General features: G+C 68.1%; 19 protein-coding genes. 11 read left to right on the forward strand and 8 right to left on the reverse strand.

Annotated features, from left to right (window positions below; translation table 11 throughout):
- Nucleotides 1–14 precede the first annotated feature (14 nt).
- The 9 genes from NGK62_RS18575 to NGK62_RS18615 all read left to right on the forward strand — a co-directional run bounded on the left by NGK62_RS18575 (nucleotide 15) and on the right by NGK62_RS18615 (nucleotide 11719).
- Entirely contained in the window at nucleotides 15–1496 is a 1482-nt protein-coding gene (locus NGK62_RS18575) for an amidase (protein ID WP_251879749.1), read from the forward strand.
- A 248-nt stretch (nucleotides 1497–1744) separates the two neighbouring features.
- Complete coding sequence (locus NGK62_RS18580) at nucleotides 1745–3364, forward strand: methyl-accepting chemotaxis protein (protein ID WP_059373124.1); 1620 nt, start codon at nucleotides 1745–1747, stop codon at nucleotides 3362–3364.
- The gene (locus NGK62_RS18585) at nucleotides 3364–3900 is read left to right on the forward strand and encodes a chemotaxis protein CheW (RefSeq protein ID WP_118933288.1); all 537 of its coding nucleotides are present in this window, start codon (nucleotides 3364–3366) and stop codon (nucleotides 3898–3900) included. Before NGK62_RS18580 ends, NGK62_RS18585 begins: the two co-directional genes overlap by 1 nt.
- Nucleotides 3897–5180, forward strand: a complete 1284-nt coding sequence (locus NGK62_RS18590) for a CheR family methyltransferase (protein WP_251879750.1) — start codon at nucleotides 3897–3899, stop codon at nucleotides 5178–5180. The genes NGK62_RS18585 and NGK62_RS18590 overlap by 4 nt, the downstream gene beginning before the upstream one ends.
- A 1-nt stretch (nucleotide 5181) precedes the next feature.
- Nucleotides 5182–5835: a chemotaxis protein CheW gene (locus NGK62_RS18595; protein ID WP_223283417.1), complete on the forward strand. Its 654-nt coding sequence runs from the start codon at nucleotides 5182–5184 to the stop codon at nucleotides 5833–5835.
- A complete protein-coding gene (locus tag NGK62_RS18600) occupies nucleotides 5832–8090 on the forward strand; it encodes a hybrid sensor histidine kinase/response regulator (protein WP_118933286.1) in 2259 nt (752 codons plus the stop codon). The genes NGK62_RS18595 and NGK62_RS18600 overlap by 4 nt, the downstream gene beginning before the upstream one ends.
- Nucleotides 8087–9097 (forward strand): chemotaxis response regulator protein-glutamate methylesterase, encoded by a 1011-nt coding sequence (locus NGK62_RS18605; protein ID WP_059373119.1) that lies wholly within the window; start codon nucleotides 8087–8089, stop codon nucleotides 9095–9097. Before NGK62_RS18600 ends, NGK62_RS18605 begins: the two co-directional genes overlap by 4 nt.
- Before the next feature lie 34 nt (nucleotides 9098–9131).
- Nucleotides 9132–10145 carry a response regulator gene (locus NGK62_RS18610; protein ID WP_059373117.1) on the forward strand — a complete coding sequence of 338 codons (1014 nt, stop codon included), beginning with the start codon at nucleotides 9132–9134 and terminating at the stop codon, nucleotides 10143–10145.
- Between the two features lie 290 nt (nucleotides 10146–10435).
- Entirely contained in the window at nucleotides 10436–11719 is a 1284-nt protein-coding gene (locus NGK62_RS18615) for a cystathionine gamma-synthase family protein (protein ID WP_059373115.1), read from the forward strand.
- Between the two features lie 26 nt (nucleotides 11720–11745).
- On the opposite strand, the gene NGK62_RS18620 is transcribed toward NGK62_RS18615, so the two are convergent.
- Nucleotides 11746–13257, reverse strand: a complete 1512-nt coding sequence (locus NGK62_RS18620; RefSeq protein ID WP_251879751.1) for an MFS transporter — start codon at nucleotides 13255–13257, stop codon at nucleotides 11746–11748.
- Nucleotides 13258–13410: 153 nt separating this feature from the next.
- Here NGK62_RS18620 and NGK62_RS18625 point away from each other — a divergent pair, with 153 nt between their 5' ends.
- On the forward strand, nucleotides 13411–14295 hold the full coding sequence (locus NGK62_RS18625; RefSeq protein ID WP_251879752.1) for a LysR family transcriptional regulator: 885 nt from the start codon (nucleotides 13411–13413) through the stop codon (nucleotides 14293–14295).
- Between the two features lie 16 nt (nucleotides 14296–14311).
- On the opposite strand, the gene NGK62_RS18630 is transcribed toward NGK62_RS18625, so the two are convergent.
- The 6 genes from NGK62_RS18630 to NGK62_RS18655 all read right to left on the reverse strand — a co-directional run bounded on the left by NGK62_RS18630 (nucleotide 14312) and on the right by NGK62_RS18655 (nucleotide 20263).
- The gene (locus NGK62_RS18630; protein ID WP_059373109.1) at nucleotides 14312–14998 is read right to left on the reverse strand and encodes a GntR family transcriptional regulator; all 687 of its coding nucleotides are present in this window, start codon (nucleotides 14996–14998) and stop codon (nucleotides 14312–14314) included.
- Nucleotides 14999–15077: 79 nt separating this feature from the next.
- Nucleotides 15078–16106, reverse strand: a complete 1029-nt coding sequence (locus NGK62_RS18635; protein ID WP_059373637.1) for a MerR family transcriptional regulator — start codon at nucleotides 16104–16106, stop codon at nucleotides 15078–15080.
- Nucleotides 16107–16163: 57 nt separating this feature from the next.
- Entirely contained in the window at nucleotides 16164–17387 is a 1224-nt protein-coding gene (locus NGK62_RS18640; RefSeq protein WP_251879753.1) for an MFS transporter, read from the reverse strand.
- Nucleotides 17388–17412: 25 nt separating this feature from the next.
- On the reverse strand, nucleotides 17413–18483 hold the full coding sequence (locus tag NGK62_RS18645) for an alcohol dehydrogenase catalytic domain-containing protein (protein WP_251879754.1): 1071 nt from the start codon (nucleotides 18481–18483) through the stop codon (nucleotides 17413–17415).
- Nucleotides 18480–19592 carry a flavin monoamine oxidase family protein gene (locus NGK62_RS18650; RefSeq protein ID WP_251879755.1) on the reverse strand — a complete coding sequence of 371 codons (1113 nt, stop codon included), beginning with the start codon at nucleotides 19590–19592 and terminating at the stop codon, nucleotides 18480–18482. Before NGK62_RS18650 ends, NGK62_RS18645 begins: the two co-directional genes overlap by 4 nt.
- Nucleotides 19589–20263, reverse strand: coding sequence for a cupin domain-containing protein (locus tag NGK62_RS18655; RefSeq protein ID WP_251879756.1), 675 nt, complete (start codon nucleotides 20261–20263; stop codon nucleotides 19589–19591). The genes NGK62_RS18650 and NGK62_RS18655 overlap by 4 nt, the downstream gene beginning before the upstream one ends.
- Nucleotides 20264–20412: 149 nt before the next feature.
- Between NGK62_RS18655 and gcvA the strand changes: the two genes are divergently transcribed.
- Nucleotides 20413–21330 (forward strand): transcriptional regulator GcvA, encoded by a 918-nt coding sequence (gene gcvA / locus NGK62_RS18660; protein WP_251879757.1) that lies wholly within the window; start codon nucleotides 20413–20415, stop codon nucleotides 21328–21330.
- Between the two features lie 43 nt (nucleotides 21331–21373).
- Here the strand turns inward: gcvA and NGK62_RS18665 are convergent, their stop codons facing one another.
- Nucleotides 21374–22264, reverse strand: a complete 891-nt coding sequence (locus NGK62_RS18665; RefSeq protein WP_118933280.1) for a LysR family transcriptional regulator — start codon at nucleotides 22262–22264, stop codon at nucleotides 21374–21376.
- Between the last annotated feature and the right edge of the window lie 65 nt (nucleotides 22265–22329).

Genomic DNA, 22329 nt, shown 5'->3' on the forward strand with positions numbered 1-22329 from the left:
GCAAGGAGACCCGCATGACCATTGCCGCCCCGGCCGCAGCCGCCCCATTGAACGACATCGTGGCGCTGCCCGCGCACGCGCTGTCCGAGGCGATCCGCAAGCGTCAGGTGTCTTGCCGCGAGGTCATGGCGGCCTATCTGGCGCACATCGACCGGGTCAATCCCAAGCTCAACGCCATCGTTGCGCGGCGTGACAGCGACGAACTGCTGCGCGAAGCCGATGAGCGCGACGCCCAACTGGCCGCGGGACAGTGGCTGGGCTGGCTGCATGGCATGCCGCAGGCGCCCAAGGACCTGACCGCGGTGCGCGGCATGGTCACGTCCATGGGCTCGCTGGTCTACAAGGATCAGGTCACGGCGCATGACTCCATCATCATCGAACGCATGCGCGCGTCCGGCGCCATCTTCATCGGCCGCAGCAACGTGCCGGAGTTCGGCTTGGGCTCGCACACCTATAACCAGGTGTATGGCGCCACCGGCAACCCCTACGACCCTTCCCGGACAGCGGGCGGCAGCAGCGGCGGGGCGGCGGCGGCGCTGGCGGCGCGCATGTTGCCGGTGGCGGACGGCAGCGATTTCGGCGGCTCGCTGCGCAATCCCGCAGCGTTCTGCAACGTCTACGGCATGCGTCCGTCCGCCGGCCGGGTGCCTTACGGGCCATCGACCGAGGTGTTCCTCAAGCAGCTCGCGTTTGAGGGGCCGATGGGCCGCACGCCGCGCGACGTGGCCATGCTGCTGTCCGTGATGGCCGGCCCCGATCGCCGCGTGCCGTTGTCCCTGACCGGCGACCCGGCGCAGTTCGCCCAGCCGCTGGACACCGACCTGCGCGGCAAGCGCGTGGGCTGGCTGGGCGACTGGAATGGCTATCTGCCGATGGAGGCGGGCATTCTGGAACTGTGCGAGCAGGCGCTGGCCGACCTGGCGCAGACCGGCTGCGCAGCGGTCGACTACCGGGTGCCATTCGCCGGCGAGCGCCTCTGGCGCATCTGGCTGGCCCACCGCCACCTGATGGTGGGCGGACAACTGCACCCCCTGGTCCAGAATCCCGAAACCCGCAAGCTGGTGAAGCCCGCCGTGGTCTGGGAGGTCGAAGGGCTGGAAGGCATGACGGCGCGGCAGGTTTACCAGGCCACGGAAGAGCGTAGCGCCTGGTATCAGACCGTGCTGCGCATGTTTGACGACGTGGATTATCTGGCGGTGCCGTCGGCCCAGGTGTTCCCCTTCGACGCGGCGCTGGACTGGCCCAAGGAGATCGCCGGGCGTCCCATGGACACCTATCACCGCTGGATGGAGACCGTTACGCCCTGGACGCTGGCGGGCTGCCCGGTGATCAGCGTGCCGGTGGGATTCAACGCCGCCGGGCTGCCCATGGGCATGCAGCTTATCGGGCCGCCGCAGGCCGACCTGGCCGTGCTGCAGCTTGCGCACGCCTACGGGCAGGCGCGCGACTGGGTGCAATCCCGCCCGCCCGCGGCGCTCTGGAGCGGCGCCGCCTGAAAACGGGTCCGGTACGCATTGTTGCGGGAAAAGACAAGCCCTTGTAAGAGGGCTTTGCTTTTTTCCGACGCAAAACGCCATATTTCCGGCAATTTCCGCGTTTTACGTGGCTGTCGGCGTTTGCCTTTGCAATAATTGTCGACCAACTCACAACATCCCGTAATAAATGGACAGCCTTGTGTCCCTGGTTTTGTTCCAGAATATTTCGGTCCAATCGACGAGTTGATTTTGCATAGAGGTCTCCCGGCATGAAGAATCTGACACTACGCCAGCGCATCCTGGCCAGCTTCCTGGCGATTCTGGCCATCATGGCGTTGATGGTGGTGATGGATTACCGGCGCCTGCTGGTCATCGAGTCCGAAGTCGAGCTGATCAATAACGATGCCGTGCCCGGCATCTACTACAGCACCTCGATCCGCGCCTCCTGGTTCGCCGGTTTCGTGCTGGTCCAGGATGCCTTCAACATGGAGACGGAGCAGGAACGCAGCAGCATCCTGGCGGGTCTGCCCGAAACCGATAAGCTGCTGGCGGAACACACTGAACAGTACCGCCGCACCATCGCGCGCGACGATGACCGGCAGATGTTCGAGGAGTTCGAGAAAGAACTGCAGGAGTACAGGCGCATTCGCGCCAACATTCTTGCGCCCGCCACGCTGGCGGACCCGGCGCGGGCGCAGGGGCTGATCAAGGCCGAACTGCGGCCGGCGTTCTACAAGGGCCGCGACATCCTCGCCAGGATGGTGCTGGAAAACAAGAAACAGGCCGATGAAGCGGCCGTCGCCATCAAGCAATCGGTGAGCAGCGCCGAAACGCGCATGCTGCTGTCGCTGGGCCTGGCGATCGTGGCCGCCATCATCTGCGGCATCCTGCTGATGCGCGCCATCGCCAATCCCATGCGCGCCATCGTCAAGACGCTGGAGGCCACCGGCGGCGGCGATTTGACGCGGCGCCTGACGCTGGCGCGCAAGGACGAATTCAACGCCATCGAAACCGGCTTCAACGGCATGGTGGACGAGCTGACCGGGCTGGTCGGCAAGACGCAGCGCTCCGCGGTGCAGGTGGCCACCTCCGTTACCGAGATCGCGGCCACCTCCAAGCAGCAGCAGGCGACGGCTTCCGAAGTCGCCGCCACCACCACCGAGATCGGCGTGACCTCGCGCGAAATTTCCGCGACCTCGCGCGAGCTGGTCCGCACCATGGCCGAAGTCTCCGGCGCCGCCGAGCAGACCGCGGCGCTGGCGGGCAGCGGCCAGGTGGGCCTGGCGCGCATGGAAGACACCATGCGCAACGTGGTCGGCGCGGCCGGTTCGGTCAACGCCAAGCTGGCGATCCTGAACGAGAAGGCCGGCAATATCACACAAGTGGTTACTACCATCACGAAAGTGGCGGACCAGACCAACCTGCTGTCGCTGAACGCGGCGATCGAGGCCGAGAAGGCGGGCGAATACGGCCGCGGCTTCGTGGTGGTGGCGACCGAGATCCGCCGGCTGGCGGACCAGACCGCCGTCGCTACCTACGACATCGAGCAGATGGTGCGCGAGATCCAGTCCTCGGTGTCGGCCGGCGTCATGGGCATGGACAAGTTCTCCGAGGAAGTGCGGCGCGGCATGGCCGACATGCAACAGGTGGGCGACCAGCTGTCGCAGATCATCCAGCAGGTGCAGACGCTGGCGCCGCGCGTGCAGATGGTCAACGAAGGCATGCAGGCGCAGGCCACCGGCGCCGAACAGATCAACCAGGCCTTGCAGCAGCTGAGCGACGCCGCCCAGCAGACCGTGGAATCGCTGCGCCAGTCCACGCTGGCGATCGAGGAACTGACGCTGGTCGCCAACGACCTGCGCAGCGGCGTTTCGCGCTTCAAGGTGTGATGGTTGCCATGGCGCAGCACGCTCCCTCTGCCGCGGCCGGACGCCGGCTGTACCTGCTGTTCCGCATCGGCGGCGACCGCTATGCGCTGGACGCAAGAGACATTGCCGAGGTGCTGGGCCTGCGCCAGTTCAAGCAGGTGCCGGGCGCGCCCGCGTGGGTGGCCGGCGTGATGGACCGCCGCGGCGTGGCAGTGCCCGTCATCGACATGAGCGCGCTGGCGGGGGGCGGAGCGGCCGCCGCCGTGACCAGCACCCGGCTGGCCCTGGTGCGCTATCAGGCGCAGGCAGGCGGGCCGGAGCATCTGCTGGGACTGATCCTGGAGCAGGCGACCGAAACCGTGCACTACGATCCCGCCGCGTTCCAGTCCGGCGGCCTGGACAATCCGCAGGCGCGCTATCTGGGCGCGGTGCTCGGCGATGCCGGCGGCATGGTGCAGGCCGTCAACGTGGACGACCTGCTGCCCGCCCCGGTGCGGGCGCTGCTGTTTCCCGCCCATGCCGATGCCGCTGGCGCGGCGCGCGAGGCGCGGCCATGATGCTGATCGACGAGTTCAGCGCCTTGCTCAAGCGGCGCATGGGCCTGGATAGCGGCTCCATCGGCAAGGCCGCCGTGGAGCGCGCGGTGCGGCGCAGAATGGGCATGGCCGGCATTGCCGACGAACAGGACTATCTGTGGCAGGTGCAGGCTGCACCCGCCGAGATGCAGCAGCTGATCGAAGCGGTCATCGTGCCGGAGACCTGGTTTTTTCGTTATCCCGAATCGCAGACGGCCATGGCCGCGCTGGCGCGGGCGCGCCTGTACGCCGCGGGCGCCGAAGGCCGTGTGCTGCGCGTGCTGAGCGTGCCCTGTTCCAGCGGCGAGGAGCCTTACTCCATTGCCATGGCGCTGCTGGACGCCGGCGTGCCCGCCGAACGCTTCCAGATCGACGCCTTCGACATCAGCGTGCGCATGGTCGAGTTCGCGCGGCGCGGCCTGTACGGCCGCAATTCGTTCCGCGGCGATGACCTGGGCTATCGCGATCGTTATTTTTTCGAGACCGCCGACGGCCACCAACTGGCCGCCCAGGTGGCGGCGCAGGTGCGGTTTCAGGCGGGCAACCTGTTCGATCCCGATCTGCTGGCCGGGGTGGCGCCTTATGACTTCGTGTTCTGCCGCAACCTGCTCATCTACTTCGACGCGGCGACGCAGGCCCGCGCGGTGCAGGTGCTGCGCAGCTTCACGCGCGAGGACGGCGTGCTTTTCGTCGGCCCGGCCGAAACCACCTTGCTGACGGGCCGCAGGCTGCCCGCGGTGCCGATGGCGCGTTCGTTCGCCTTTCTGGCCAAGCCGCTGCCGCCGCCCGCGGAGCCTGCCGCGCCGGCGGCTGCGCGGCCCATCGTGCACAGCTGGACGCCGCCCAGGAGGCCGTTGGCCCAGGCGCCGGAGCCAGGCCTGCCTTTGGCGCATGCGCCCATGCCGGCGATACCCGCGGCGCCCGTGGCCGCCTCGGCCGCGTTGCCCGACGCGCAGGCCTCCTTGCGCCATATCGCGACCCTGGCCGACCAGGGCCGGGTGCAGGACGCGATGACGCAGTGCCTGGCGCACATAGGCGCCCACGGCGCGAGCGCCGAGGCCCTGTATCTGCAAGGCCTGCTGCAGGACGCGGCAGGCGATGCGCGCCAGGCGCAAGCGGCCTACCGCAAGGCGCTCTACCTGGATCCGACCCATCGCGAAGCCCTGCTGCACCTGGCCGCGCTGGTGGCGTCGGACGGCGATCACGAAGCGGCCAGCCGCCTGCAGGCGCGCGCGGCGCGCGGGGAGGCGCGACGTGGATGAAATGATGCACGCGCTGTCCGACGTGGACGACTGCTGGAACCGCATCGGCATCCGCGGCGACAAGAGTTGCGCGCAATTGGCCGAGCACGTGCACTGCCGCAACTGTCCGGTCTATGCGGCGGCGGCCAAGCGCATACTTGACCGTCTGCCGCCGCAAATGGAAGAGCAGGGCGCCGAAGCGGCCCCGCAGGAGCGCGGCAGGCTGTCTTCGCTGCTGGTGTTCCGCGTGCACCGCGAATGGCTGGGACTGCCGACCCGCGCGCTGGATGAAGTCGCCGGCAGCCGCGGCATCCTGAGCCTGCCGCACCGCCGTGACCCGGCGATGCTGGGCGTGACCAACGTGCGCGGCTCCCTTACCGTGTGCGTATCGCTGGCGCGCCTGCTGGGCCTGGAGGCCGCGGTCGAGGACGCGCGCGAGCGGCCCGCCACGGCGCGCATGCTGATCCTGGGCGGCGCGGGCCGCGCGGTGGTCGTGCCGGTGGATGAGGTCGAAGGCATGCATGCCGTGGACCTGGACGGGCTGGAGCCCCTGCCCGCGACCGTGGAGGGCGCAAGCCTCAAGTACTCGCGCGGCATGGCCCGCTGCGGCGGACGCGCGGTGGGCGTGTTGGACGAGACCTTGCTGATGCAAGCTTTGGAACGGAGCCTGGCGTGAATCCGGAACAGATGCGCGACGCCTCGCTTCTGGAATTGTTCCAGCTGGAGACCCGCACCCAGGTGCAGGTGCTGAACAAGGGCCTGCTGGCGCTGGAACACGACCCCACGTCCGCGCCGCAGCTGGAAGCCTGCATGCGCGCGGCGCATTCGCTCAAGGGCGCGGCCCGCATCGTCGATCTGCATCCGGCGGTGCGCATCGCGCACGCCATGGAGGATTGCCTGGTCGAGGCGCGCGAAGGCCGGCTGCGGCTGCAGGCCGCGGACATCGACGCCCTGTTGATGGGCGCGGACCTGTTGCAGCGCGTGGCCACGCCGGGCGCGGAGCTGGGCAGCGAGATCGACGAACTGGTGGCGCGGCTGAGCAATGCGCCGCATGCGCTGCCGGCAGCGCCGGCTGCCGCGCCGCTCCCCAAGCCCGCGGATTTCCTGCCGCCGATTCCGGTCCTGGATGAGCCGCCCGCCACCGCGCTGCAACGGCGCAGCTCGGACGCGGGATTGGGCGAGGGCGAACGCGTGCTGCGCGTGACGGCCGACACCCTCAATAAATTGCTGGGCCTGTCCAGCGAAACCCTGGTGGAGTCGCACTGGATCGCGCCCTTCGGCGCGTCCATGCTGCGTCTGAAGCGCATGCAGGCGGGCGCGGTCCAGGCGCTGGATGGCGTGCGCGCGGCCCTGGCTGGCCAGGCGCTGGACGCGCAGGCGCAAGCCGCGCTGGACGATGCCTTGCGCATCGTCCAGCAATGCCAGCAGGAGCTGTCGCAGCGCACCAGCGAGGTCGACGAATTTGGCTGGCGCATGGGCCACCTGGCCCAGCGTCTGTACGACACCGCGTTGGCCTGCCGCATGCGGCCGTTCGGCGACGGGGTGGGCGGCATGGCGCGCATGGTCCGCGATGTAGGCCGCGCGCTGGGCAAGCAGGTGCGGCTGGAGATCGAAGGCGAATCCACCCAGGTGGATCGCGACATCCTGGAAAAGCTGGATGCGCCGCTGATGCACCTGCTGCGCAACGCAGTGGACCACGGCATCGAGATGCCGCAGGACCGGCTGGCCGCGGGCAAGCCGGCCGAAGGCCGGATCAGGCTGTCGGCGCGCCATGCGGCCGGCATGCTGCTGATCGAACTGAGCGACGACGGCGCCGGCATTTCCTTGGACCGGCTGCGCGTGGAAGTGGTGCAGCGCAAGCTGGCCAGCGCGGAAACCGCGGCCAGGCTGACCGAGGCCGAGCTGCTGGAGTTCCTGTTCCTGTCGGGTTTCAGCACGCGCGGCGAAGTCACGGAGATCTCGGGGCGCGGCGTGGGGCTGGACGTGGTGCAGACCATGGTGCGCCAGTTGCGCGGCGCGGTGCGCATCCAGCAAGTGACGGGGCAGGGCACCCGTTTCATGCTGGAGATGCCCTTGTCGCTGTCGGTGGTGCGCAGCCTGCTGGTCGAGGTGCAGGAAGAGATCTACGCTTTCCCGCTGGCCTACGTCAACCACGCGCTGCAAGTGCGCGCCGAAGACATCGAACAGCTCGAAGGGCATCAGCATTTCCGTTTCATGGACCGCCAGATCGGGCTGGTTTCCGCGCGCCAGATCCTGCGCACGGGCGGCGCCGCGCCGGCCGCCGAAACGGTGTGCGTGGTGCTGGTGGGCGACCACGACCGGCTTTACGGCGTGGCCGTGGACCGCTACGTGGGCGAACGCACGCTGGTGGTGCAGCCCCTGGACCCGCGCCTGGGCAAGGTGCAGGACGTGATGGCGGGCGCCCTGATGGACGACGGTACGCCGCTATTGATCCTGGACGTGGAAGACATGCTGGTGTCGGTGCAGAAGCTGGTGGAAGGCGGACAGCTGAGCCGGGTGGACGGCGCGGGCGCGGCCGAACAGGCGCGGCGGCGCAAGCGCGTGCTGGTGGTGGACGACTCGCTCACGGTGCGGGAGCTGGAACGCAAGCTGCTGCTGAACCGCGGCTTCGACGTGGCCGTGGCCGTGGACGGCATGGACGGCTGGAACATGTTGCGCAGCGAGGCATTCGACCTGGTGGTGACCGACGTGGACATGCCGCGCATGGACGGCATCGAACTGGTGTCGCGCATCAAGGCCGATCCCAAGTTGCAGGGCCTGCCGGTGATGGTGGTGTCGTACAAGGACAGGGAAGAAGACAGGAGGCGCGGGCTGGACGCCGGCGCCGACTATTATCTGGCCAAGGGCAGCTTCCATGACGACGCGCTGCTCGACGCGGTGGAAGACCTGATCGGAAAGGCGCGCACGTGAGAGTCGGAATCGTCAACGACATGCCGATGGCAGTGGAAGTGCTGCGGCGCGCGATCGCGCTGGAGCCGGGGCTGGACCTCGCCTGGGTCGCGACCAACGGCCAGGAGGCCGTGGACCTGTGCGCCCGCGACCGGCCGGACGTGGTGCTGATGGACCTCATCATGCCCATCATGGACGGCGTCGAAGCCACGCGCCGCATCATGGCCGAAACGCCCTGCGCGATCGTGGTGGTGACCGCCGACGTGGCGCGCCATACCTCGCGCGTGTTCGACGCCATGGGCCACGGGGCGCTGGACGCGGCGGACACGCCAGTGATCGGCAGCGGCGACATGCGCATGGCGGCGGCGCCGCTGCTGCGCAAGATCCGCAACGTGGGCTGGCTGATCGGCCGCTACGGCAAGCGGCCCGCCCTGACGCCGGTCGCACGGCCCATGCAGCTGGCGGACGCCAAGCGGCTCCTGGTCATCGGCGCGTCGGCTGGCGGCCCGCCGGCGCTGGCGCAACTGCTGAAGGGAATCCCGCCGGAGTTCCCCGCCGGCATCGTGCTGGTACAGCACGTGGACGCCTCGTTTGCCGCGGGCATGGCGGACTGGCTCAATGAACAGGCGCCGCTGCCCGTCAGGCTGGTGCGCGAGGGCGAATGGCCCGAGCCCGGCCAGATACTGCTGGCTGGCACGGGCGATCACCTGCACATGCTGGCCGACGGTACGCTGCGTTACACCGAAACCCCCAAGGAAAGCCTGTACCGGCCTTCCATCGACGTTTTTTTCCATAGCGTGGCGCAGCACTGGCGCGGCCTGGCCGTCGGCGTGCTGCTGACGGGCATGGGCCAGGATGGCGCGCGCGGGCTGAAGGCGCTGCGCGAGCGCGGTTACCTGACGATTGCGCAGGACCAGGCCAGCAGCGCCGTCTACGGCATGCCCAAGGCCGCGGCCGCCATGCAGGCGGCCGTGGAAATCCGCCCATTGGACCAAATCGCTCCCCGCGTGATCCAGGCCTTTGCCTGAGCGCGCGGACCACGACAGCATTCAAGGACTCACTATGCAACCTCCCATTGACAGCTCGGCTTCGGCGAACCTGAATTCGCATGCGGCCATGGTGTTGCTCGTCGACGACCAGGTGATGGTCGGCGAGGCCATCAGACGGGCCCTGGCCACGGAGGGCAACATCGACTTCCACTATTGCTCGGACCCGGAAAAAGCGCTGACCGTGGCGATCCAGACCCGGCCCACCGTCATCCTGCAGGACCTGGTGCTGCCGGGCGTGGACGGACTGAGCCTGGTACAGGAGTACCGTGGCCATCCGGTGACGCGCGACATCCCCATCATCGTGCTGTCCACCAAGGAAGATCCGGCGATCAAGAGCGCGGCCTTTGCCGCCGGCGCCAACGACTACCTGGTCAAGCTGCCCGACTCCATTGAACTGGTGGCGCGCATCCGCTATCACTCGCGCTCGTATCTGGCGCTGGTGCAGCGCGACGAGGCCTACCAGGCCTTGCGCCAGAGCCAGCAGCAACTGCTGGAAAGCAATATGGAGCTGCGCCGGCTGACCAATTCCGACGGCCTGACGGGCCTGGGCAACCGCCGTTATTTCGACGAGTACCTGAATGCGGAATGGCAGCGCGCGCGCCGCGACGGCCGCGAAATCAGCATGCTCATGATCGACGTGGACCACTTCAAGGCCTACAACGACACCTATGGCCACATCGCTGGCGACGAGGCGCTCAAGCGGGTGGCCAACACCATCTTCGCCAGTTGCGACCGGTCCACCGACCTGGCGGCGCGATTCGGCGGCGAAGAGTTCGCGCTGGTGCTGCCGGGCACGCCGGCCGGCAGCGCGCGGCTGGCCGCGGAGAAGCTGCGCCGCGCCGTCGAGGCCATGCAGATTCCGCAGAAGGACACGGGTGATGGCCCCTGGCTGACGGTCAGCATAGGCACGGCCACGGCGGTGCCTCAAGGCGACCAGCCTTGCACCGACCTGATCCAGGTGGCCGACCGCGGCCTCTATCAAGCCAAGCGGCAGGGCCGCAACCGCGTCGTTCCCGGCGTGATGTAGGGGCGCGGCCGCGGGCAGGCTGCGCCAGCCATCTTCCGCGGGATCTCATGATTTTCCAAACGATTGCGCCAAGTCGATGTAACCCGGCAGCGTCTTTCATGAAATCCTGGTGAAGAGAAATATTGTTTCTCACTGTCCCTGCCGGACGATGCAGGTGGAAAGGCCCTTGCGGCCGGTCACCGTCATTCTTCCATGCAGTCCGGGGCCGGCAGCGCTATCGTTTCCGCATGCGTGACGCGTCTGCCCGGCGGCCCGGCCGGGCATCCGGAAACCAGACAGAGAGGCACAGCATGAGTTACTCCAGCTATCACAAGAAGGACATTTTCGGCCGCCCGCTGCATGCCGAAACCCAGATGATGTCCTACGGCTTCGACCCCTTCCTGTCGGAGGGCGCGGTCAAGCCGCCGGTGTTCCTGACGTCCACCTTCGCGTTCCGCTCGGCCGAGGACGGCGCGGCGTTCTTCGACCTGGTTTCGGGCCGCAAGCCCTTGCCGCAGGGGGAGTCGGCGGGGCTGGTGTACAGCCGCTTCAACCATCCCAATCTGGAAATCGTCGAAGACCGCCTGGCGCTGCTGGATGGTTCGGAAGATGCCGCGGTGACTTCCAGCGGCATGTCGGCGATCAGCGCGGTGTTCCTGGCCTTTCTGCGGCCGGGCGATCAATTGGTGCAGTCCGTGCCGCTGTATGGCGGCACCGAGACCTTGATCTCCAAGATCTTCCCGGAGTGGGGCATAGGCTCGCATGCGGTCGAAGACGGCCTGTCGGCCAAGAGCATGCGCACCGCGCTGGAGGCCGCGGCGGCCCAGGGGCCGGTGCGGCTGTTTTTTGTTGAAACGCCCGCCAATCCGACCAATGCGCTGATCGATTTCGAAGCCATGAAGAATGAGCTGGACGCCTTCGAAACGCGGCACGGCTATCGTCCCGTGTCGGTGTGCGACAACACGCTGCTGGGCCCGATCTTCCAGAAGCCGGCCGAGCATGGCGTGGATCTGTGCGTGTATTCGCTGACCAAGTACGTGGGCGGCCACAGCGACCTGGTTGCGGGGGCCGTCACCGGCAGCAAGGCGCTGATCAAGAAGGTGCGCGCCATCCGCAGCGCCTTCGGTTCGCAGCTGGACCCGCATTCCTGCTGGATGATCACGCGCTCGATGGAAACCGTGGTGCTGCGCATGAAGCAGGCCGCGCGCACGGCCACCAAGGTGGCCCAATGGCTGTCCGGCAATCCACATGAAAAAGTGCAGATCTTCCATCCGGAAATGATTGCCGACCGGGCCTACCAGGACGTCTACAAGCGCCAGTGCACCGGGCCGGGCTCGACCTTCGCCTTCGTGCTGGAGGGCGGGCGCGCCAAGGCCTTTCGCTTCATCAATGCGCTGCACCTGTTCAAGTCGGCCGTCAGCCTGGGCGGCACCGAATCGCTGATCTGCCATCCGGCGTCCACCACGCATTCCGGCGTGCCGGCGGCCGAGCGCGAGGCGGCCGGCGTGTCCGAGGGGCTGGTGCGTGTGTCGATCGGACTGGAGCACGAGGAAGACCTGATCGCGGACATGGACCACGCCTTCCGCAACTGCTGAGCCGGGGCCGGCATGGCCGGCCGGTTTCAGGCCGCCATGCGCCGCCGGTTGAACAGCACGAATCCCGCCGTGACCAGCAGCATCAGCGCCGCGGTGGCGATGACCGCGGCATAGCCGGTGTCGAAGGCGGTCTTGGCCAGGCGCGTCAAGGCCATGCCCAGGTCCGACGACAGTCCGTCCGCCACGATCAGGGCCTGGTCCAGGCTGTCGCGCGCCAGGTCGGACTGGGGCAGGCCCGGCGGCACGGCGAGCGTGTGCGCATAGACGCCGGACAGGATCGATCCCATCAGGGTGACGCCCAACGCGCCGCCCAGCTCGTACGAGACCTCTTCGATCGAGGCCGCCATGCCGGCGCGCTCCGGGGTGGCGCTCTGCATGATGGTGCTGGACGCCGCCGTCATGGTGGCGCCTATGCCGGCGCCCAGCACGCACAGGCTGATCATCTGCGGCAGCAGCGCCGCGTCATAGCTCAGCAGATAGCCGGTCATGCCCAGGCCCGAGACCAGCAGCGACAGGAACAGCATCGTGGCGCTGTTGACGCGGCCCAGCAGCCAGCCCGCCAGAGGACCCGCGATGAAAGCGGCCAGCGACAGCGGCAGGATGAAGAGCGCGGCTTCGAGCGGCGACATGCCCATGACCAACTGCAGCCGCTGGCTGAACACCAGCTCCATGCCCAGCAGCGCGGCGGCGGCGAACAGCGCGGCCGCCACCGCCGAACTGAAGCTGAGGTTGCGGAAGATGGCGAAGTCGATCAGCGGATAGGGCCGCGCGCGCTGGCGCCGCACGAATACGGCGAGCATGGCCGCGCCCGCGGCGCAGGCCAGGCCGGCATCGCGCCAGGAAGGGGCGGTCTTGCCCAGTTCCTTCAGCGCGTAGGCGCACAGGATCAAGCCGGCCATGACCTGCAGCGAGCCCAGCAGATCCCAGGGGCGCGAGGCGTCCGGACGGCTGGCCGGGATCAGGCGCCAGGCCAGCGGCAGCGCCAGCAGCACGATGGGCACGTTGATGAGGAATACGGAACCCCACCAGAAATGCTCCAGCAGCACGCCGCCCACCACCGGACCGACCGCGGCGCCGCCCGAGGCCACCGAGGCCCAGACGCCGATGGCGATGGCGCGTTCGCGCTCGTCGGCGAAGGTCAGGCGCAGGATGGACAGCGTGGCCGGCATCATCATGGCGGCGCCCACGGCCAGCAGCGCGCGCGCCGCGATCAGGGTGGCCGCGCCGGGCGAGTAGGCCGCGCACAGGGACGCCGCGCCGAACACGATCAGCCCCGCCATGAACAGGCGCTTGTGGCCGAGGCGGTCGCCCAGCGTACCCATGCCCAGCAGCAGGCCGGACACGACCAGCGCGTAGATGTTCACGATCCACAGCTTTTCCGACGCATTGACGTTCAGCTCATGCGTGAGCCGGGGCAGGGCGGTATAGAGGACGGTCATGTCGACCACGATCAACAGCAAGGCGCTGGACACGATGGCCAGCACCAGCCAGCGGCCGGGCGCGGCCGTGGCGACAGCGTTCGGTTCAGTCCGCTGCATGGTTCTACTCCTGAAACTGAAACGCCTGCCGCGCCGAGGATACGGGCGGGGCCGGGATGGCCGGGTTCCAGAGCGCGCCATTATCCATCTTCCATTTGCCATAAAAAAGTTGGAAACCATCTATAAAATGGATGGATAAAGGAGGGCTGGGATATGCAATGGACACTGGACCAGCTGCGGCATTTCGTCGCCGCCGCGGAATCGGGATCGTTCTCGGCGGCTGCGCGGCGCCTGGGCAAGGCGCAATCGGCGGTCAGCACCTCGGTGGGCCTGCTGGAAACGGATCTGGGCGTGGAACTGTTCGACCGGTCGCGGCGCAACGCCACGCTGACCGCTACCGGGGAAGTCATGCTGCAGGAGGCCCAGGAGCTGCTGCGGCAAGCGGGCGCCTTGGAGCAGCGCGCCTTGTCGTTCGCCGCCGGGCGCGAAGCGCGCCTGGGCCTTGCGCTGGACGAAGGCCTGCCTTATCTGGTGGCCGACCAGTTGCTGAAGGAACTGGCCGAACGCTATCCGGCGCTGGAGCTGACCCAGCTCAACGGCACCGCGACGGAGGTCGCCGAATACGTGGAGCAGGGCCGCGCCAGCCTGGCCTTCCAGTTCGATCGCGGCGATCCCGGCAGCGCCTTCGCCCACCGCCATCTGGGCAACGTGGCGCAAGGCATCTTCGTGGCCCAGGGCCATCCGCTGGCCGCGTTGCCCGAGGTCGGGCGCAACGATCTGGCGCGGCACAGGCAGTTGCTCATGCAGATGGACGGCGTAGACCAGGTGGTGCTGAGCCCCTCGGTCTGGCGGGCCGACAGCAGCTACAACATCGCGGCCATGGCGGCCAATGGCGTGGGCTGGGCCATCCTGCCGCTGAATATCGGCGAATACGAGGGCTTCAGCAACGCGCTGGTCAGCGTGCGTTGCGCGGACCTGTTCCTGCCCATGCTGTCCGTGCGCACGCTGTGGCTGAGGGGCGGCAGCCTGAGCGAGACGGAACTCTGGCTGCAGCAGCGCATGGGCCAGCTATTGGCGGGGACGCAGGCGCGGCCGTAGCACGGCCGGCCCGGTTTCAACTGAGCAGCGCGCTGACCAGATCGCCGCCGCTGCGGCCGCCGTTCTTGAAATCCAGCGCCGTCTGTACGTGTTCCAGATGCGCATCCATCAGCGCGCAGGCGCGGTCGGCATCGCCCGCGCGGGCGGCCTCGATGAAGGCGTGATGTTCCTGCGACGAGCAACTGGCATCGTGCGAGCTTTGGTACAGCACGGTGATGACGGCGCTGCGTGCCGAGAGTTCGCGCAGCATCCCCGTGAGCACGGAATTTCCTACGGCCTCGGCCAGCAGGATGTGGAAATGCCCAAGCAACCGGTTGCGTTCCTGCACGTCGCCGCCTTCCAGCGCGCGGCGCTCCGCGGCCAGATGGGCGTCGATGCGGCGGTAGTCCGCCGCCGTTGCCCGCGCCACGAACTCGCGCGCGAGCGCCGCTTCCAGGATACGCCGTACGGCATAGACCTCGCGCGCCTCGTTCGCGTCCGGCTTGCTCACGAAGGCGCCCTTGTCCGGCACGATGTTGATCAGCTTGTCCTTGGATAGCATCAGCAGCGCGGCGCGGATCTTGGTCCGGCTGACCTGATACACCCCCGCCAGCGCCTCTTCGCGCAGCCGTGTGCCCGGCGGCAGCTTGTGCGCGACGATGGCCGCCGAGATTTCCTTGGCGATATCGTCGGCACTGGGGTCGGGGCGGACTTCCTGGGACATGTTGGGGCAGGAGAGGGACAGGGCCGGTCAGTCTAGCAAATGGGCAGGCCCGGCGGTGACGGGGCCTGCCGGACCGGGCCTAGCGCGCCGCCGCCAGCGCGCCCATCGCCTGCCGCATGAACGACAGGGTGGCGTCATCGGTCCAGGTGCCGGCGGTGAGTTCGGGCTCGTTCATCAGCGCCTGGCGGAATTTCGCCTGGGTGGCGGGGTCGTTGCCGGCATAGCTGCGGAACAGGTCCAGCCAGCGCCGGGCCAGCGCCAGCGCCGTGGCCGAGTCCGGCGCCGCGCCCGCGTCGAGCGCGTCGCGCACGTCGGCCATCAGCTCGGGCCATTCGCCGATGCGGTCGCCGTAATGCTCACGCATGTAGCGCGCCTCGTCCGCGGTGAGGTACTTCTCGTAGATCCGCAGCTTGCTTTCCGAGAAGGCCTGCAGCACGTAGTCGCGCAAGGCCGGCGAGACGCCCATGTGCGCCTGCATCGCGGGCTCCCGTTCGTGCATCCGGTTCAGCTTGACCAGCAGGCGCGGGTCGCGATTGGTGTCGCGCAGCAGCAAGGTCATCCAGCGCAACGCCAATTCGCGCGGTCGCGCCTCTTCGGGTGCGGCGCCGGCATCGATCTGCGCCTGCACCTCCTTGATCAGCGCGAGCCAGTCCGCGTCGCCATCCTGGCTGCTGCGGTACATGGGCAGGCGGGCCAGTTCATCGGGGGAAAAATACTTGTCGTACATGGTCATGAGTTCCAGAGTGGTGAGCCAATCGGCCAGCTCTGGCTCCTTGCCTTGCGCCAACTGGCCCTGCAGCTGGGCGAGACGCTCGCGCAGCCGGGAGGCTTGCTGGATCTGGCGGTCGAGCATCGCGATCTGCCTGGCGATGATTTCGTCCATGGGAGTGTCGGGCTGGTCCAGATAAGCGCCGATTTCAGCCAGCGGCAATCCGAAGCGGCGCAGCGCCTGGATCTGATGCAGCCGGGCAATGTCGTCGCGGCCATACAGCCGATAGCCGTTGTCGGCGCGCGCCGAAGGCGTGAGCAGCCCGATCGCGTGATAGTGGTGCAGCGTGCGGACGGTCAGTCCGCTGCGCTTGGCCAGTTCTCCTACTTTCAGTTGCACGGCATTCCTCCTGTTGATGGCGCGGAACGAACTCTGGGACATGACGTTGCGTGAGGGTCAAGCCTGTTGGCGGCTCCTGGCGGACCCGGCCAGCAGCGCGACCGCCGCAATCGCCAGGGGAATGAATGACACCCACAGCACCGTGGCCCAGTCGTACGCGGCCAGCAGGCCGCCCGATGCGAAGGAGCCGACCGCCATGGTGCCGAAGATGATGAAGTCATTGAGCGACTGCACCCGGGTCCTTTCCTCGGGCCGATGGCATTCCAGCACCAGCGCCGACGCGCCCACGAAGCCGAAGTTCCAGCCCAGGCCCAGCAGGATCAACGTGACCCAGAAATGCGCCACGTCGATCCCCGTGAGGCCGATGGCCGCGGACAGGCCGGTGAGCGCCAGGCCCGCCGTGACGATGCGTCCGGCGCCGAAACGCGTGATGAGGCGTCCGGTGAAGAAGCTGGGGCCGTACATGGCGATGACGTGCCATTGCAGGCCCAGGTTGGCGCTTTCCTGCGAATGGCCGCAAAGATGCATGGCCAGCGGCGCGGCGGTCATCAGGAAATTCATCAGCAAGTAGGAGACGGCGCCGCAGACCACGGCCGTGATGAAGCGCGGTTGGCGCGCGATCAAGCCCAGCGGCCGTCCGCCCGCGACTTCGGCCGCGCTGGGCATGGGCAGGTGCACGCCCAGCAGGACCAGGGCCGAGATCGCCGCGACCGCGGCCTGCACAAGATAGGTCGCCGCGAACATGTGGAGCTGCCACAGGTACATCGTATATGTGACCAGTTGCGGGCCGACCACGCCGGCCAGCACGCCGCCGCCCATCACGAAGGACAGGGCGCGGGCGCGCCGGGCGGGAGACACGCCGTCGGCCGCCGCGAAGCGGAACGACAGCACGACGGCGGCGTACGCGCCGCCGAAGAAAGTGCCCAGGCAGAACAGCCAGAATGAGCTCAGCACGATGGCGGCGGCGGCCAGCAGACCCACGAGCACGCCGCAGGCCGTGCCGGCGAGAAAGGCGGCACGGCGGCCGTAACGCCGCGCGATGGCGCCCATGGGCAGGATGCAGGCGGCCATGCCGACCACGAAGAGGGAAATGGGCAGGGTCGCCAGCGCCTTGTCCGGCGCCAGCATGTCGCCGACGATGGCGCCGGTGGCGTAGACCACGACGGCGTTGGCGCCTGCCAGCGCCTGGGCGATCGTCAGCCGGGCGATGTTGCCGCGCTGCGCCTGGGGCGAGAGTTCAGCGCTGGGCGCGGCCGATGGCGCCGGGGTTGATGCGGACAAGTGGGTCTCCTCGAGGATTGCGGTTTTAGTTGGTATGGATAGCGGTTTGCCATGTGCGGCGTCGTTCCCGCGCGGCGTCCATGGTCAGGACTACGCGGAACTTCGCATCGCCGGACTTCAGGCGCAGCAAGGCGTCGGCTGCGCGTTCCAGGGGTAGAGTCTCGACCATGGGCAGCGCCTCTGCAAGTACGCTGAAGTTCAGCGCTTTTTCAGTTTCCCAGGGCGTGCCGGTCATGGACCCGGCAACGGTCCGCTCGCCGCCCAACAGAAAGCCCGGAGGCACCGCCAGCGGGACGCGGCCCACGCCCAGCAACATCGTGCGGCCTTGCGGAGCCAGTCCGCGCATGGCCTCGGACACGGCCTGCGTGTCGGTGATGGTGGCGATCAGCGCTTGTGCGCCGCCCATGCCGAGGAGCCGTTGCGCGGCGTCTTCCCCGTTGCTGTCGATGTAGACATGGGCGCCGAGGCGCAAGGCGTCAGCGGCTATGTCGCAGCCCCGGCCGATGGCCGCAACCTTCATGCCCATGCGGCGGGCGTATTGCAGCGCCATGTGGCCCAGGCCGCCTATGCCCAGCACGGCGACGAGATCGCCGGCCTGCGCCCCGCATTTCCTGAGCGCGTTGAAGGTGGCGATGCCGGCGCAGAGTATCGGGGCGGCTTGTATGGCGTCGAGCTCGTCGGGTATGGCAACCAGTCCGGTCGTCCGGGCGAGCATCAGTTCGGCATAGCCGCCGTCCTGGGTGACGCCGACTACCGGTTGATTCGTGCACAGATTGAAGAGGCCTTGGCGGCATTGCGCGCAGGTATTGCAATGACCGCCCAGGCGTCCCACGCCGACGCGTTGGCCGATGTTCCAGTGGGCGTCGACGCCCGCGCCGAGCGCGGCGACGCGCCCGACGGCTTCGTGGCCGGGGATGCGCGGCCGTTGCAGCGCCGGATTGTCGATATCGGCCGCGTCGGCGCCACAGACGCCGCAGGCTTCGACACGCAGCAGTACTTCTCCGGGGCCGGGTTCGGGCGTGGGCAATTCAACGAATTCGAGCCGGCCGGGCGCGGTGGTCCGAATGGCGCGATAGGTGGAAGGGACGCGCGTCATCGGGCGGGGACTCCGGGCGGGACCGCGTTGGGGGCGGGTGCAGCGCGGTCCAGCAGCCACTTCACGCCGGCGTCCGCGGCATCGATGGCGCCAGCCAGATAGCCGGGGAATGCGGCGGACCATTCGCTGGCTATCCCGGCCAGGCGACCCGCCCATACGCCATCCTCGGCCGCAACCGCGGGTGCGGCCGGGTGCGCGCCGCCATCCATGCAGTCCGCCGCCGTGGAGGTGTCGGGGTCTTGCGACCAGTCCTTGTAGAACTCCCGCTCGGGCTTGAGCGCCTGGGGGCCGAACAGCCGGGCGAGCTGCGCGCGGCTGTGGGCCATCAGCACGTCCTGGCCGACGGAACGGCGCGCCGCCGCGGGCACGTCTACGAATCCGAACAGGGCAGGACCTTGCGGGGTGCTGGCGTCGTGGACCTCGGCCAGAGGCCCCCGGCTGCTGCGGGCCGCGCCAGACATGCCTTGCTCGCGCCAGAATGCCGAGCCGTAGACGGCGAGGTACTTCGCATGGGGAGCCATCCAGGTCGGCGTGCCGCGCCATTGCGTTGCCAGCGCGCTCGGCAGCGGAGGGTCGAAATCGATACGGGATTGCGCCAGGCGCGGAGGCACTGCCACCAGCACTCGCGAGGCCTGAAAGACGCTGGGCCGTCCCTCGCTGTCCCGCGCGTGCACTTCGATGGCGGGGCCGGTCGCACGCAGCCGGGTCACGGTCTGGCCCAGCTTGATGCGCGCCGGATCCAGGCGTGCGCGCAGGGCATCGATCAGGCCGCTCATGCCGGTCGCGAGCCGCATGGACGCCGGATGGCTGGGGTAGCCATGCATGCGCACCGGCGTTCCTGAACGCTCGACCATCATGGAACCCGCTTCGTGTTGAGGGATGATAGACAAGCCGAAATCGCGGACGATGGCGCCAAGCCCGGGCTGGATCGCAGGCCAGAACCACGTGGGGCCCAGATCGTAGGAACCGGCGCCCAGGATGCGGCCGCCGGGCCTGTCGCGCGCTTCCAGCAGCAGATGGCCGCCGGCGCCATGCCGCTGCAGCAGCAGGGACGCGTACAGGCCGGAGAGTCCCCCTCCGACGATGACGGTGTCCACTTGTGTCGTCATGGCTGGCTCCCGCCGTTCGGGTCCGGCAGATGGCCGGTCTTCAGATAGACGGTAGCGTCCTGGGCGCCAGCGGCGAGCGCGGCGTGCGCGCCACGGGCAAGGCGCAGCCAGCTGCCTTGCGGGTAAGAGGCTTGTCCATCGGCAATTGATCCGGCCAGCACCAGTATTTCCGCATCCGCGGCCGCGGTCTGTGGCAGCGGTGCGTGGGCGGGCAGGCGCCGCAGGCAAGTCTGCTCATAGGACGCGGAGTAAAGCGGGCAGGTTTCGCCGCCGCGCTCGCGCGTCCAGGCTGCGGGGTTACGCGTGTCGATGCGCACGATGGATTGTTCATCCGCGGGCATCTGCCGCAATTTGACGAAGATGGTGGCGCCGTTCCTGCTGGAGGGGGCATGGGCGGAATCGGGCGGATTGCGCAGATACCAGCCTGCCGGATAGTCGCCGCTGGCGTCGGAGAAAGTGCCGGACAACACCAGTATTTCTTCGCCGCCGGGATGGGCGTGCGGTGGAAAACGGCTGTCCGGCGCGTAGCGCACGATGCTGGTGGCGCGCGCCTGTTCGCCGCCCACGCGGTCCAGCATCATGCGTTCCACGCCGTGCTGCGGCGACGGCATCCATTGGTACTGCTCCGGCGTAACGATGACGTTGCGTGAGAAGTCGGCGTTGATAAGCATGATATTGGTAGAAAAGCTATTTCAGGATGACGTCTGGCCCTTGGCTGCCATGTGCTGAAAAGGCTAGAGATAGAGCGTATTCTTGGCCAATCGGCAGCAGCAGACAAACCAGATAAACTACCTCTAATAGAAAGAAAAACTTTATCGCCATGAAGTCTCTTGCGCACCTCAACGCGCTGCGCGCCTTCGAGGCCAGCGCGCGCCATCAAAGCTTTTCGGCAGCCGCGGCCGAGCTGCACGTGACGCCTGCCGCGGTGGGCCAGCTCGTGCGCGCGCTGGAGCAATGGCTGGGCGCGCCGCTGTTCCATCGCGGCGCCAGCGGCAAGGCGCGGCTGGTCCCGACGGCGGCGGCTGAACGCGCGTTGCCGGAGATACAGGCGGGGCTCGGCAAGCTGGCACTCGGCCTGGAGCGCTTGAAGGAAGGTTCCTTGAGCGGCATGCTCACCGTGGCCGTGAGTCCGGCGTTCGCCGCCAAGTGGCTGCTGCCCCGGATCGAGCGCTTCCAGCACGCCTGGCCCGATACCGACGTGCGCCTGGACACCAACCTCAAGCCGGTGGATTTCGCGGCCCAGCAGATCGATATCGGTGTGCGCTATGGCGCTGGCGTCTGGCCCGGCCTGGCGGCGGAAAAGCTGATGGACGAAGAGGTCTACCCGGTCTGCTCCCCGGAACTGCTGCGTCGGCGCAAGGCGGCGAAGCGTCCGGCCGAGCTGGCGGGCGAGACCTTGATCCATGATCTGTCGATGGACGCGCAGACGGGATTTCCGACCTGGGCCATGTGGCTGGAGAAAGTCGGCGTGCAAGGCGTATCCACGGCCCGAGGCATGAAGATCAACAATTCCGCCGCGGTGCTGCAGGCGGCTATCGATGGCCATGGCGTGGCGCTGGCCCGCAGCGTGATGGCGCATGATGATCTCGCCGCCGGCCGCCTGGTGCGCCTGTTTCCGCAGCTGGCGGTTCCCTCCGCGTTGGCCTACTACGTTGTTTATCGGCCGCAGGGGCGGGAGCTGCCCCGATTGGCCGCCTTCCGCGACTGGCTGTTCGACGAGGCCGCTGCCTGTCGGTAGCCGGGTTCGGAGTCCGGCGGACCTTGCGTGACACCCGCCGCGCTTACTTCGCGGCGCGGGTGAATCTCTTCACCATGAATTCCACGAAGGTCGTGAGCTTGGGCAGGGCCTTGCGGTCCTTGGGATAGAGCAGCGTGATCGGCCGGGCCACGGGCCAGGCCGATTCAAGGATCGGGACCAGTCGGCCCGCGCGCACGTCTTCGGCCAGCAGCAGCTCCGGCTGCAGCACGATGCCGAATCCGGCCAGCGCCGCCTGCCTGAGCGCCTGGCCGTTGTTCGACACGAAGCGGCCCGCAGGGTAGGCCGCGCCGCCATTCTCCGCGTTCAGGCGCCAGCCGGTGCGGCGGTTCCAGTAGGAGAAGTCCAGGCATTGATGGCGCGCCAGGTCGCTTGCCGTTTCGGGCGTGCCGTGGCGTTCCAGATAGGCTGGCGCCGCGCAGATGATCATCTGGTAGCGCCCGATCTTGCGCGCGACCAGGCTGGAATCGGCGGGTTCGCCGATGCGCACCGCCAGGTCGTAGCGCGAGGCCACCACGTCTTCGACGGCGTCGCTCAAGGCCAGGTCCACGCTGACGTCGGGGTACTCGGACAGGTAGTCGGCGATGGCGGGGGCCAGCGCGAACGACCCGAAGGTCACGGTGGAGGTGATGCGCAGATGGCCGCGCGGCGCCGCGCGCATGGCTTCGGCGCCTTGTTCGGCATCGCGGATGTCCGACAGGATCACCTTGCAGCGGGCGAAGTAGGCCTGGCCCGCTTCCGTCAGGCTCTGGCGGCGCGTGGTGCGGTTCATCAGCCTCAGGCCCAGCCGCGCTTCCAGGCCCTTGATGTGCTTGGCCGCCATGGCGGGCGACATCTCGTGGCGGGCCGCCGCCGCGGTCAGGCTGCCCAGCTCAACGACCGCCACAAAGACTTCCATGCTGAGCAAGCGGTCCATGGATTACGCACCCTGAGTGTGAAGTGAACCCACCATTCTAGGATTTTTCCAGGATGCGTCCTTGG

Source organism: Achromobacter sp. Marseille-Q4954, from assembly GCF_943737025.1.
GTDB classification, from domain to species: domain Bacteria; phylum Pseudomonadota; class Gammaproteobacteria; order Burkholderiales; family Burkholderiaceae_B; genus Achromobacter; species Achromobacter bronchisepticus_A.